13 protein-coding genes are annotated in these 12,382 nt (G+C 67.2%); 8 read left to right on the top strand and 5 right to left on the bottom strand.

Going from position 1 to position 12,382, the window contains the following annotated elements; all coding sequences use genetic code 11:
• Window positions 1-52 precede the first annotated feature (52 nt).
• Genes pyrR through LJF27_RS19635 form a run of 3 tightly spaced genes read left to right on the top strand, consistent with a single transcriptional unit; the run spans window position 53 to window position 2,861 of the window.
• A complete protein-coding gene (pyrR, locus tag LJF27_RS19645; RefSeq protein ID WP_003084574.1) occupies window positions 53-565 on the top strand; it encodes a bifunctional pyr operon transcriptional regulator/uracil phosphoribosyltransferase PyrR in 513 nt (170 codons plus the stop codon).
• 23 nt (window positions 566-588) lie between these two features.
• Window positions 589-1,593, top strand: coding sequence for an aspartate carbamoyltransferase catalytic subunit (locus tag LJF27_RS19640; RefSeq protein WP_003084569.1), 1,005 nt, complete (start codon window positions 589-591; stop codon window positions 1,591-1,593).
• Complete coding sequence (locus LJF27_RS19635) at window positions 1,590-2,861, top strand: dihydroorotase (RefSeq protein ID WP_003118805.1); 1,272 nt, start codon at window positions 1,590-1,592, stop codon at window positions 2,859-2,861. The genes LJF27_RS19640 and LJF27_RS19635 overlap by 4 nt, the downstream gene beginning before the upstream one ends.
• A gap of 226 nt (window positions 2,862-3,087) precedes the next feature.
• Here LJF27_RS19635 and LJF27_RS19630 read toward each other — a convergent pair whose 3' ends face one another.
• From LJF27_RS19630 to LJF27_RS19620, 3 genes are all read right to left on the bottom strand, one after another.
• Window positions 3,088-4,272 (bottom strand): cystathionine gamma-synthase, encoded by a 1,185-nt coding sequence (locus LJF27_RS19630; protein WP_003110017.1) that lies wholly within the window; start codon window positions 4,270-4,272, stop codon window positions 3,088-3,090.
• On the bottom strand, window positions 4,269-5,642 hold the full coding sequence (locus tag LJF27_RS19625; protein WP_003100955.1) for a pyridoxal-phosphate dependent enzyme: 1,374 nt from the start codon (window positions 5,640-5,642) through the stop codon (window positions 4,269-4,271). Before LJF27_RS19625 ends, LJF27_RS19630 begins: the two co-directional genes overlap by 4 nt.
• Before the next feature lie 242 nt (window positions 5,643-5,884).
• The gene (locus tag LJF27_RS19620; RefSeq protein WP_003084560.1) at window positions 5,885-6,289 is read right to left on the bottom strand and encodes an NINE protein; all 405 of its coding nucleotides are present in this window, start codon (window positions 6,287-6,289) and stop codon (window positions 5,885-5,887) included.
• A gap of 153 nt (window positions 6,290-6,442) precedes the next feature.
• Here LJF27_RS19620 and czcD point away from each other — a divergent pair, with 153 nt between their 5' ends.
• Complete coding sequence (gene czcD, locus LJF27_RS19615; RefSeq protein ID WP_003100957.1) at window positions 6,443-7,342, top strand: CDF family zinc transporter CzcD; 900 nt, start codon at window positions 6,443-6,445, stop codon at window positions 7,340-7,342.
• Between the two features lie 7 nt (window positions 7,343-7,349).
• On the opposite strand, the gene pilU is transcribed toward czcD, so the two are convergent.
• Window positions 7,350-8,498, bottom strand: a complete 1,149-nt coding sequence (gene pilU, locus LJF27_RS19610; RefSeq protein ID WP_003110016.1) for a type IV pilus ATPase PilU — start codon at window positions 8,496-8,498, stop codon at window positions 7,350-7,352.
• Between the two features lie 177 nt (window positions 8,499-8,675).
• The gene (gene pilT, locus LJF27_RS19605; RefSeq protein ID WP_003084552.1) at window positions 8,676-9,710 is read right to left on the bottom strand and encodes a type IV pilus twitching motility protein PilT; all 1,035 of its coding nucleotides are present in this window, start codon (window positions 9,708-9,710) and stop codon (window positions 8,676-8,678) included.
• Window positions 9,711-9,924: 214 nt separating this feature from the next.
• Here pilT and LJF27_RS19600 point away from each other — a divergent pair, with 214 nt between their 5' ends.
• Genes LJF27_RS19600 through LJF27_RS19585 form a run of 4 tightly spaced genes read left to right on the top strand, consistent with a single transcriptional unit; the run spans window position 9,925 to window position 12,347 of the window.
• Complete coding sequence (locus LJF27_RS19600) at window positions 9,925-10,617, top strand: YggS family pyridoxal phosphate-dependent enzyme (protein WP_003084549.1); 693 nt, start codon at window positions 9,925-9,927, stop codon at window positions 10,615-10,617.
• A gap of 11 nt (window positions 10,618-10,628) precedes the next feature.
• Complete coding sequence (gene proC, locus LJF27_RS19595) at window positions 10,629-11,450, top strand: pyrroline-5-carboxylate reductase (protein WP_003084546.1); 822 nt, start codon at window positions 10,629-10,631, stop codon at window positions 11,448-11,450.
• Between the two features lie 10 nt (window positions 11,451-11,460).
• Window positions 11,461-12,054: a YggT family protein gene (locus LJF27_RS19590; protein ID WP_003084544.1), complete on the top strand. Its 594-nt coding sequence runs from the start codon at window positions 11,461-11,463 to the stop codon at window positions 12,052-12,054.
• Complete coding sequence (locus LJF27_RS19585; RefSeq protein ID WP_031628111.1) at window positions 12,051-12,347, top strand: DUF167 domain-containing protein; 297 nt, start codon at window positions 12,051-12,053, stop codon at window positions 12,345-12,347. The genes LJF27_RS19590 and LJF27_RS19585 overlap by 4 nt, the downstream gene beginning before the upstream one ends.
• The last annotated feature ends 35 nt before the right edge of the window (window positions 12,348-12,382 follow it).

Here is a 12,382-nt window from a genome sequence, read left to right as displayed (position 1 = left end):
CTACAGCGGGCTCTCCCGGCGGCCATCCCATCGATGTCAGCGAGGAGCCACCATGAGCCTACCCAATCCCGCCGAACTCCTGCCGCGCATGGCCAGCGACCTGCGCGCCCATCTCGCCGAGCGCGGCATCGAGCGGCCGCGCTTCGTCGGCATCCATACCGGCGGCATCTGGGTCGCCGAGGCGCTGCTGAGGGAACTGGGCAACCAAGAGCCGCTGGGCACCCTCGACGTCTCCTTCTACCGCGACGACTTCACCCAGAACGGCCTGCATCCGCAGGTCCGCCCGTCGGCGCTGCCGTTCGAGATCGACGGCCAGCACCTGGTGCTGGTGGACGACGTGCTGATGAGCGGCCGTACCATCCGCGCCGCACTCAACGAACTGTTCGACTACGGCCGTCCGGCCAGCGTGACCCTGGTCTGCCTGCTCGACCTGAACGCCCGGGAGTTGCCTATCCGCCCCGACGTGGTCGGCCAGACCCTGTCCCTGGGTCGCGATGAACGGGTAAAATTGGTCGGTCCCGCACCGCTCGCCCTCGAGCGCAAGGTCCTTTCCTCCGCTTCCTGATCCTCTTCACTAGGGCCTGCCCCATGCCGACAGACGCCAAGCGCCCGCTGCAGCTCAACGACCAGGGCCAGCTGCGCCACTTCATCTCGCTCGACGGATTGCCCCGCGAGCTGCTCACCGAAATCCTCGATACCGCCGATTCTTTCCTGGAGGTCGGCGCCCGCGCGGTGAAAAAGGTCCCGCTGCTGCGCGGCAAGACCGTCTGCAACGTGTTCTTCGAGAACTCCACGCGCACCCGCACCACCTTCGAGCTGGCCGCCCAGCGGCTGTCGGCCGACGTGATCAGCCTGAACGTATCCACCTCTTCCACCAGCAAGGGCGAGACGCTCACCGACACCCTGCGCAACCTGGAGGCGATGGCCGCCGACATGTTCGTGGTGCGCCACAGCGACTCGGGCGCGGCGCACTTCATCGCCGAGCACGTCAGCCCCAACGTGGCGGTGATCAACGGCGGCGACGGACGCCACGCGCACCCCACCCAGGGGATGCTCGACATGCTGACCATCCGCCGGCACAAAGGGAACTTCGAGCAGCTATCGGTGGCGATCGTCGGCGATATCCTGCATTCGCGAGTAGCCCGTTCGAACATGCTGGCGCTCAAGACCCTGGGTTGCCCGGACATCCGCGTGATCGCCCCGCGCACCCTCTTGCCGATCGGCCTGGAAGAGCAGTACGGCGTGCGCGTGTTCACCAACGCCGACGAAGGCCTGAAGGACGTCGACGTGGTGATCATGCTGCGCCTGCAACGCGAGCGCATGCAGGGTGGCCTGCTACCCAGCGAGGGCGAGTTCTTCAAGCTCTACGGCCTGACCGAGAAGCGCCTGAAGCTGGCCAAGCCGGATGCCATCGTCATGCACCCTGGCCCGATCAACCGTGGCGTGGAGATCGAGTCGGCGGTGGCCGACGGGGCCCAGTCGGTGATCCTCAACCAGGTCACCTACGGCATCGCCATCCGCATGGCGGTGCTGTCCATGGCCATGAGCGGCCAGAACACCCAACGCCAGCTGGAACAGGAGGACGCCGAATGACCATCAGTATCCGAGGCGCCCGTGTCATCGACCCGGCCAGTGGCCTGGACCAGGTCGGCGACCTCCACATCGAGGCTGGCAAGATCGTCGCCATCGGCGCCGCGCCGGCCGGCTTCAGCGCCCAGAAGACCCTCGACGGCGCCGGCCTGGTGGCCGCGCCGGGACTGGTCGATCTGAGCGTCGCCCTGCGCGAGCCGGGCTATGGACGCAAGGGCAACGTCGAAAGCGAGACCCGCGCCGCCGCGGCCGGCGGCACCACCAGCCTGTGCTGCCCGCCCTACACCCGGCCGGTGCTGGACACCCCGGCGGTGGCCGAGCTGATCCTCGACCGCGCCCGCGAGGCCGGCAACGCCAAGGTCTACCCCATCGGCGCGCTGACCCGCGGCTTCGGCGGCGAGCAACTGTCGGAACTGGTGGCCCTGCGCGACACCGGTTGCGTGGCCTTCACCAATGGCCTGCATGGCTTCGCCAGCAACCGCATCCTGCGGCGCGCCCTGGAGTACGCGGCGACCTTCGACCTGACGGTGATCTTCACCTCGCAGGACACCGATCTCGCCGAAGGCGGCCTCGCCCACGAAGGCCCGACCGCCAGCTTCCTCGGCCTCGCGGGGATCCCGGAAACCGCCGAGACCGTGGCCCTGGCCCGCAACCTGCTGCTGGTGGAACAGAGCGGCGTGCGCGCGCACTTCAGCCAGTTGACCAGCGCCCGCGGCATCGAACTCGTCGCCCAGGCCCAGGCCCGTGGCCTGCCGGTGACCTGCGACGTGGCGCTGTACCAGTTGATCCTCACCGACGAAGCGCTGGTGGGCTTCTCCAGCCTCTACCACGTGCAACCGCCGCTGCGCACCAGGGCCGACCGCGAAACCCTGCGCGAGGCGGTAAAGAGCGGCGTGGTACAAGCCATCGCCAGCCACCACCAACCCCACGAGGCGGACGCCAAGAACGCGCCGTTCGCCGCCACCGAGCCGGGCATCAGCGGCGCCGAGCTGCTGCTGCCGCTGGCGATGACGCTGGTGCAGGACGGCCTGCTCGACCTGCCGACCCTGCTCGCCCGCCTCTCCCACGGCCCGGCCCAGGCCCTGCGCCTGCCTGCCGGGCGCCTGGCGGTCGGCCAGGCCGCCGACCTAGTGTTGTTCGACCCGCAGGGTTCGACCCTGGCCGGTGAGAGCTGGTACTCGAAGGGGCAGAACAGCCCGTTCGTCGGTCACTGCCTGCCGGGACGAGTGCGTTACACCCTGGTGGACGGACACCTGACCCACGAGGGCTGATCCCTGCCACCACGAAAAAGCCCGCCATCCGGCGGGCTTTTTCATCTTCGCGTTCGCGATTCCGGGGGCGTATCCGTTGCCGGGGTGGGCGCCCTATCCCAGCCTCTGCCACCAACCCGCCTCAACGGCAGGGCGAATAACGCGGAGCGTTATCCGCCGAGGCATGCTCGCCGGGAACACCCGATGGCCGGCAGCCGCGCCGGTCGGCGCCGCTCCCTGCGGAGCCTCAGATCTTCGCCAGCGCCTGCGCCAGGTCGGCCTGCAGGTCCTCCAGCGCCTCGACGCCCACCGACAGGCGGATCAGCGAGTCACCGATGCCCAGGTCGGCGCGGGTTTCCGCCGGGATGCTGGCGTGGGTCATGATCGCCGGATGCTCGATCAGGCTTTCCACCCCGCCCAGGCTCTCCGCCAGGGAGAAGATCCGCACGTTCTCCAGGAAGCGCCGGGCGCCGGCCAGGTCGCAGCGCAGGTCGAGGGAGATCATCCCGCCGAAGCCACGCATCTGCCGTTTCGCCAGCTCATGCTGCGGGTGCGAAGCCAGGCCGGGGTAGTAGACCCGCGCCACCTGCGGCTGGCGCTCCAGCCACTGGGCCAGGGCCAGGGCGTTGCTGCAATGGCGCTCCATGCGCAGCGCCAGGGTCTTCACCCCACGCAGGGTGAGGAAGGCGTCGAACGGCCCGGAGATGGCGCCCACCGAGTTCTGCAGGAAGCCCAGGCGCTCGCGCAGGTCCGGGTTGTCGCCGACGATGGCGATGCCGCCGATCACGTCGGAATGGCCGTTCAGGTACTTGGTGGTGGAGTGCACCACCACGTCGAAGCCCAGTTCCAGGGGGCGCTGGATGTAGGGACTGGCGAAGGTGTTGTCGGCCACGCTGATGATGCCGCGGGCGCGGCAGAGCTGGGCGATGGCGCGCAGGTCGGTGAGGCGCAGCAGCGGGTTGCTCGGGGTTTCCACCCAGACCATGCGGGTTTCCGGGGTCAGCGCGGCCTCGAAGGCCTGCAGGTCGGTCGGGTCGACGAAGCTGAAGCGATGCCCGGCGCTGCGCCGGCGGACCCGCTCGAACAGGCGGAAGGTACCGCCGTAAAGGTCATTGCCGGAAACGATGTGGGAACCGGCGTCGAGCAATTCCAGCACCGAAGAGATCGCCGCCAGGCCGGAGGCGAAGGCGAAGGCCTGGGCGCCGCCCTCGAGGTCGGCCACGCAGCGCTCCAGGGCCCAGCGGGTCGGGTTGTGCGAGCGGCCGTAGTCGAGTCCCTTGTGTACCCCGGGGCTTTCCTGGATGTAGGTGGAGTTGGCATAGATCGGCGGCATGATCGCGCCGGTCGAGGGATCGGGGGCCTGCCCGGCGTGGATGACCCGGGTCGCGAAGGCCTGGGCCGGGGCGTCGGGATGCTGGTCGTGCTGGCTCATGCGAGCTTTCTCCGCAAATGGTTCAACAGGTCGAAACGGGTGATCAGGCCGTGGAAGCCGCTGGCATCGGCAACGATCGCCACCAGGCCGCGGTCCAGGACCGCCTGCAACTGGGCCAGGCTGGCGCCGGGCGCGAGGGTCTCCGGCGCGGCGTTCATCGCGCTGCTTACCGCATCGCGGAAGCGTGGCGCGTCGGCGTGGACACCGAGCAGGATATCCGACTCGTCGATCACACCGACCAGTTTTCCATCGTCCAGCACCGGCAATTGCGAAACATCGGCCAGGCGCATGCGCTGGAAGGCGGTGAGCAGGGTGTCGTCCGGACCGACGCTGATCACCCGGCCCTCCTCGAAGCGCCGCGCGATGATGTCGCGCAGGTCGCCGTAGTGCTTGCGTTGCAGCAGGCCCTGGTCGGTCATCCACTGGTCGTTGTAGATCTTCGACAGGTAGCGGGTGCCGGTGTCGCATACGAAGCTGACCACCCGCTTCGGCTCCTTCTGCTCGCGGCAGAAGCGCAGCGCCGCGGCCAGCAGGGTGCCGGTGGAGGAGCCGCCGGGAATGCCCTCGACGCGCAACAGCTCGCGGGCCATGGCGAAGCTTTCCTCGTCGCTGATGGAATAGGCATGGCGCACGCTGGAGAGATCGGCGATGGCCGGTACGAAGTCCTCGCCGATGCCCTCCACTGCCCAGGACCCCGGCGTACCCAGGGTGCCGGAGCGGGAGTACTCGGCCATGATCGAGCCTTCGGGGTCGGCGAGCACCATCTCCAGCTCCGGCTGGACCTTCTGGAAGAACCGGGTAAGGCCGGTCAGGGTACCGGAGGAGCCGACGCCGACGACGATGGCGTCGAGATCGTGGCCGGTCTGCGCCCAGAGCTCCGGGCCGGTGCCGCACTCGTGGGCCAGCGGGTTGGCCGGGTTGTTGAACTGGTCGGCGAAGAAGGCGCCGGGAATATCCTGCGCCAGGCGCGCGGCAACGTCCTGGTAGTACTCCGGATGGCCCTTGCCGACGTCCGAGCGGGTGATGTGCACCTCGGCGCCCATGGCGCGCAGGTGCAGGACCTTCTCGGTGGACATCTTGTCCGGCACCACCAGCACCACCCGGTAGCCCTTCGCGCGGCCGACCAGGGCCAGACCAAGACCGGTGTTGCCGGCGGTGGCCTCGACGATGGTGCCACCGGGCCGCAGGCGGCCGTCACGCTCGGCGGCCTCGATCATGGCGACACCGATGCGATCCTTAATGGAGCCGCCGGGGTTCTGCGATTCGAGCTTGAGGTACAGGGTGCAGGGGCCGGTATCGAAGCGCGTCACGCGAACCAGCGGGGTGTTGCCGATCAGGTCGAGCACGGCGGGACGTGAGTCGGAAGTCATCTTTTCTCCTTTCGGTGTTTCCGCACGGAGCGATACGGTGCGCGGCCTCGTGAGCCATTGCACCTATCCGTTCTGGGGCTTGCAGACCATAGGGGCTGGCGCGCGCGGGCGCCAATAACCTACAGGTAGAACGTTAGAACCTTTGGTTCCTTAAGTCCCGCCGGAGGAATTCCCTGCCGACCGTGGCGCCACCCATGAAAAAGCCCGCCGGATGGCGGGCTTCTCGCACCTGGCGACGAGCCTCAGATGCGCTGCGGCCCGTTGCGCTCGGACACCTGTCCGTTGAGGGTCCAGAAGTCGTAGAGCACGCCGAGGAAGAACAGGCCGCCGGTGAACAGGTAGATGATCCCGGTGATCCACTTGCCCATGTACATCCTGTGCACGCCGAGCACGCCGAGGAAGGTCAGCAGGATCCAGGCCACGTTGTAGTCCAGGTTGCCGCCCTGGAAGCGCCGGTCGGCCTCGCGGTCCATCGACGGGATGAGGAACAGGTCGATGATCCAGCCGATGAAGAACAGGCCGAAGGTGAAGAACCAGATCGTCCCGGTGATCGGCTTGCCGTAATAGAAGCGGTGCGAACCGGTGAAACCGAAGATCCACAGCAGGTAGCCGATGGCCTTGCTATGGGTGTCGTGCTGTTGAGTCATGCGTCCCCCTCGTTCCGTGCGCGGCTGCGGCCGCGCTTGAGCCGCAGGTTAGCGGAGCGGCGGACGCCGCGCCAGAGCGGCCCGGCGCATGACAGTTTTGCAATTGCCTATCCTGTAGGCTGGTGCTGCCGCCACCGCCCCACAGGAGCCGCCATGAGTGCCGGACACGAGCACAGCTTCGCCCAGACCAACTCGACCCGCCTGAAATGGGCGTTGCTGCTGACCGGAAGCTTCCTCGTCGCCGAGGTCGTCGGCGGCATCCTCACCGGCAGCCTGGCGCTGATCTCCGATGCCGCGCACATGCTCACCGACGCCGTGGCCCTGGCCATCGCCCTGGCCGCGATCAACATCGCCAGGCGCCCGACCAACGATCGCCTGACCTACGGCTACCACCGCTTCGAGATCCTCGCCGCGGCGTTCAACGCCTTCCTCCTGTTCGGCGTGGCCTTCTATATCCTCTACGCGGCCTACGAGCGGCTCAACCAGCCGGCGGAGATCCAGTCCGTGGGCATGCTGGTGATCGCCGTGCTCGGCCTGCTGGTGAACCTGGCCAGCATGCGCCTGCTGGCGCCGGCCCAGGGCAACAGCCTGAACGTCAAGGGCGCCTACCTGGAGGTCTGGAGCGACATGCTCGGCTCGCTGGGGGTGATCGTCGCCGCGATCGTGATCCGTTTCACCGGCTGGGCCTGGGTCGACTCGCTGGTGGCGGTGCTGATCGGTTTCTGGGTCCTGCCGCGCACCTGGATCCTGCTGCGCGAGAGCCTGCATGTGTTGCTCGAAGGGGTGCCGAAGGAAATCCAGTTGGCCGAGCTGCGCGAAGCGCTGCTGGGGATTCCCGGCGTGACCGGGCTGCACGACCTGCATGTGTGGTCGATCACCAGCGGCAAGATCAGCCTGACCAGCCATCTGGTCTACGACCCGGCCCTGGTCGACGCCGAGGCGCTGCTGGGAACGGTGAAGGCGCTGCTGCACGACCGCTACGAGATCGAACACAGCACCCTGCAACTGGAAACCTCGGCCTGCGCCCAGGCCGAGGAGCCGCTGGCCTACTGAAGACGGTTCAGCGGAAGCGCCGGCCGGCAGGGTCGTCGTCGGTGATTTCCAGGCTCAGGCCCTGGGTCAGGTTCGACAGGTGGTCGGCGTCGCTTTCCGAACCGAGCTTGATCATCAGGCGCAGGTCGTTGGCCGAGTCGGCGTGGGCCAGGGCGTCCTCGTAGGTGATCTCGCCCTGGGTGTAGAGCTGGTACAGCGCCTGGTCGAAGGTCTGCATGCCCTGCTCGGTGGAGCGCTTCATCAGCGGCTTCAGCTCGTGCACCTCGCCCTTGCGGATCAGGTCGGCGGCCAGCGGGGTGTTCAGCAGCACCTCGATCACCGCCCGCCGCCCCTTGCCGTCGGGGGTCGGCACCAGTTGCTGGGCGACGATGGCCTTGAGGTTCAGCGACAGGTCCATCCACACCTGGCCATGACGGTCGGCCGGGAAGAAGTGGATGATCCGCTCCAGCGCCTGGTTGGCGTTGTTCGCGTGCAGGGTCGCCAGGCACAGGTGGCCGGTCTCGGCGAAGGCCACGGCGTGGTCCATGGTCTCCCGCGAGCGCACCTCGCCGATCATGATCACGTCCGGCGCCTGGCGCAGGGTGTTCTTCAGCGCCACCTCGAAGGAGTCGGTGTCCAGCCCCACCTCGCGCTGGGTGACGATGCAGCCCTGGTGCTGGTGGATGTACTCGATCGGGTCCTCGATGGAGATGATGTGCCCGGTGGAGTTCTTGTTGCGGTAGCCGATCATCGCCGCCAGCGAGGTGGACTTGCCGGTGCCGGTGGCGCCGACGAAGATCACCAGGCCGCGCTTGGTCAGCGCCAGCTTCTTGAGGATTTCCGGGAGCTTCAGCTCTTCCAGGGTCGGGATGTTGGTCTCGATCCGGCGCAATACCATGCCCACCAGGTTGCGCTGGTAGAAGGCACTGACCCGGAAGCGGCCGATGCCGCGGGCGCTGATGGCGAAGTTGCACTCATGGTTCTCGGCGAAATCGCGGCGCTGCTGCTCGTTCATCACGCCTAGCACGGTCTCGCGGGTCTGCTCCGGCGACAGCGGCGTCTTGGTCACCGGCATCACCCGGCCGTTGACCTTCATCGACGGCGGTACGCCGGCGGTGATGAACAGGTCGGAGCCGCCCTTTTCCACCATCAGGCGCAGCAGCTTTTCGAATTCCATGATGTTCTCGCTCACTCAGGGGCGCGCCGCGACGGCGAGCCGGATGCGGACGAGCGGGCGCTGGACGCGCTCGCCGGCAAGGATAGGTAGGAATGCGCCTACGGTACCGCTCTCCCGCTCTTGAATCCTAGACGCAGTTCCGGGATTCGGGCGAAGCGCGGCGGATCGGCGCCAGGATCAGAAGTTTTCCGGGATCTTCGCCTTCTCGCGGGCGTTCTCGCGGCTGATCAGGCCCTTGGCGACCAGGCCCTTGAGGCACATGTCGAGGGTCTGCATGCCCAGCGAGCCGCCGGTCTGGATCGCCGAATACATCTGCGCGACCTTGTCCTCGCGGATCAGGTTGCGGATCGCCGGGGTGCCGATCATGATCTCGTGGGCCGCCACCCGGCCGCCGCCGATCTTCTTGATCAGGGTCTGCGAGATCACCGATTGCAGCGACTCGGAGAGCATCGAGCGAACCATGGCCTTTTCCTCGGCCGGGAACACGTCGACCACCCGGTCGATGGTCTTCGCCGCCGAGGTGGTGTGCAGGGTGCCGAATACCAGGTGGCCGGTCTCCGCCGCGGTCAGGGCCAGGCGGATGGTTTCCAGGTCGCGCATCTCGCCGACCAGGATGATGTCCGGGTCCTCCCGCAGCGCCGAGCGCAGCGCTTCGCTGAAGCCGAGGGTGTCGCGATGCACCTCGCGCTGGTTGACCAGGCACTTCTTCGATTCGTGGACGAATTCGATCGGGTCCTCGATGGTGAGGATGTGGTGGTACTTGGTGTTGTTCAGGTAGTCGAGCATCGCCGCCAGGGTGGTGGACTTGCCCGAACCGGTCGGCCCGGTGACCAGTACCAGCCCGCGCGGGACGTCTGAAACACGTTTGAACACTTCTCCCATGCCAAGCTCCTCCATGGTCAGTACCTTGGAGGGAATGGTCCGGAATACCGCGCCGGCGCCACGGTTCTGGTTGAAGGCGTTGACCCGGAAACGCGCGACGCCCGGCACCTCGAAGGAGAAGTCGGTCTCGAGGAATTCCTCGAAGTCCTTGCGCTGCTTGTCGTTCATGATGTCGTAGATCAGCGCATGCACCTGCTTGTGTTCCAGCGGTGGCAGGTTGATCCGGCGTACATCGCCATCCACCCGGATCATGGGTGGCAGGCCGGCGGAGAGGTGCAGGTCCGAAGCGCCCTGTTTGGCACTGAAGGCGAGCAGCTCGGTAATATCCATGGGACTCCCCAATTACAAGCAAGCAGGTAGAATGCCGCCAAAGCCGCCGTCTCGGACAAGGAAAACACCGGATGAGCCAGGGTGCTTCCAGGACACGCGTGGTGTCCTGCGCCAGACGCGGAACCTCGACACTGGAACAGGAAGATGGCCATCGAGGCCGGCGGTTTCGAGGGCGTCGAGCCGACGCCGACCGCACTTCCATAGGGCGCAGGTAATGTCCACGATAGCAGAGAATATTGCAAAGGTTGCCGCGCGCATCCGTGAGGCAGCGCAAGCTGCGGGGCGCGATCCGGCCACGGTCGGCCTGCTCGCCGTGAGCAAGACCAAGCCCGCCGCCGCGGTGCGCGAGGCGCACGCCGCCGGCCTTCGCGACTTCGGCGAAAACTACCTGCAGGAGGCCCTCGGCAAGCAGGCCGAACTGGCCGACCTGCCCTTGAACTGGCACTTCATCGGCCCCATCCAGTCGAACAAGACGCGGCCCATCGCCGAGCATTTCCAGTGGGTGCACTCGGTGGACCGGTTGAAGATCGCGCAGCGCCTGTCGGAGCAACGCCCGGCCGGGCTGCCGCCCCTGAATGTCTGCCTGCAGGTCAACGTCAGCGGCGAAGCCAGCAAGTCCGGCTGCGCCCCCGAGGACCTGCCGGCCCTGGCCGAGGCCGTGAAGCAACTGCCCAACCTCCGATTGCGTGGCCTGATGGCCATCCCCGAACCCACCGCCGAACGCGCCGCGCAACACGCCGCGTTCGCCCGCCTGCGCGAACTGCTGCTGGACCTGAACCTTGGCCTGGACACCCTGTCCATGGGCATGAGCGACGACCTCGAGGCAGCCATCGGCGAAGGTGCGACCTGGGTCCGCATCGGTACCGCCCTGTTCGGCGCCCGCGACTACGGCGCGCCGGCTTCTTGAAGGAATCCCCTATGAGCACACCCCGCATAGCGTTCATCGGCGCCGGCAACATGGCCGCCAGCCTGATCGGCGGCCTGCGCGCCCAAGGCGTGCCGGCGGCGCAGATCCGCGCCAGCGACCCGGGCGCCGAGCAACGCGCGAAGATCGCCGGCGAGTTCGCCATCGACGTGGTCGAGTCCAACGCCGAGGCCGTGGCCGACGCCGACGTCGTGGTCCTGTCGGTCAAGCCGCAGGCCATGAAAGCCGTGTGCCAGGCCTTGGCGCCAGCGCTGAAGCCGGAGCAACTGATCGTCTCCATCGCCGCCGGCATCCCCTGTGCCAGCCTCGAAGCCTGGCTCGGCCAGCCGCGCCCGGTGGTCCGCTGCATGCCCAACACCCCGGCGCTGCTGCGCCAGGGCGCCAGCGGGCTGTACGCCAACGCGCAGGTCAGCGCCGCGCAACGCGAGCAGGCCGGGCAGCTGCTGTCTGCGGTAGGCATCGCCCTGTGGCTGGACGACGAAGCGCAGATCGACGCGGTGACCGCGGTGTCGGGCAGCGGCCCGGCGTATTTCTTCCTGTTGATGCAGGCCATGACCGACGCCGGCGAGAAGCTCGGCCTGTCCCGCGAGACAGCCTCGCGCCTGACCCTGCAGACCGCCCTCGGCGCGGCGCAGATGGCGCTGTCCAGCGAGGTCGAGCCGGCCGAACTGCGGCGCCGGGTGACTTCGCCCAACGGCACCACCGAGGCGGCGATCAAATCCTTCCAGGCCAACGGCTTCGAAGCACTGGTGGAGCAGGCCCTGAACGCCGCCAGCCAGCGCTCCGCCGAGCTGGCCGAACAGCTTGGCCAATAAGGAGTAGTCGATGATCGGCCTCAACACCGCTGCTATCTATATCCTCCAGACCCTCGGCAGCCTCTACCTGCTGATCGTGCTGCTGCGCTTCATCCTGCAGTTGGTCCGCGCGGACTTCTACAACCCCCTCAGCCAGTTCATCGTGCGCGCCACCAAGCCGCTGCTGAACCCGCTGCGGCGGATCATCCCCGGCTTCGGCGGGATCGACCTGGCCTCGCTGGTGCTGGCGATCCTGATCCAGCTGGTGCTGATGATCCTGATCCTGATGCTGATGGGCTACGGCGTCGGCGGCTTCATCATGCAACTGCTGATCTGGTCGATCATCGCCGTCACCTCGCTGTTCCTGAAGGTGTTCTTCTTCGCCCTGATCATCAGCGTGATCCTTTCCTGGGTCGCCCCGGGCAGCTACAACCCCGGCGCGCAACTGGTGAACCAGATCTGCGAACCGCTGCTGATGCCGTTCCGCAAGCTCCTGCCGAACCTCGGCGGACTGGATCTCTCGCCGATCTTCGCGTTCCTCGCGCTGAAGCTGATCGACATGCTGGTGATCAACAACCTGGCGGCCATGACCGGCATGCCCCAGCAGTTGAGCATTTTCCTCTGAGCTTCTACCGCTGGGACGGCGAGGACCTGCTCCTCGATTGCCACCTGCAGCCCAAGGCGAGCCGCGACGAGTTCGCCGGGCTGCACGGCGAGCGCCTGAAGATCCGCCTCACCGCACCGCCGGTGGAGGGCAAGGCCAACGCCCATCTGCTGGCCTTCCTCGGCAAGGCCTTCGGCGTGGCCAAGAGCCTGGTGAGTCTCGAAAGCGGCGAGCTGAACCGGCAGAAACGGGTGCGCATCCGCCGTCCGACCCGATTGCCGGAGGAACTGGGGATCGCCGCTCGACCCGCTTGACCGACCTTACGTGCAGGAATGTGAAGCAGGCCAAT

Source organism: Pseudomonas sp. 203-8 (assembly GCF_020708595.1).
Taxonomy (GTDB): Bacteria; Pseudomonadota; Gammaproteobacteria; order Pseudomonadales; family Pseudomonadaceae; genus Pseudomonas; species Pseudomonas aeruginosa.
Note: the sequence above shows the minus strand (reverse complement) of the source record. Positions and strands in the feature narration are given on the sequence as shown.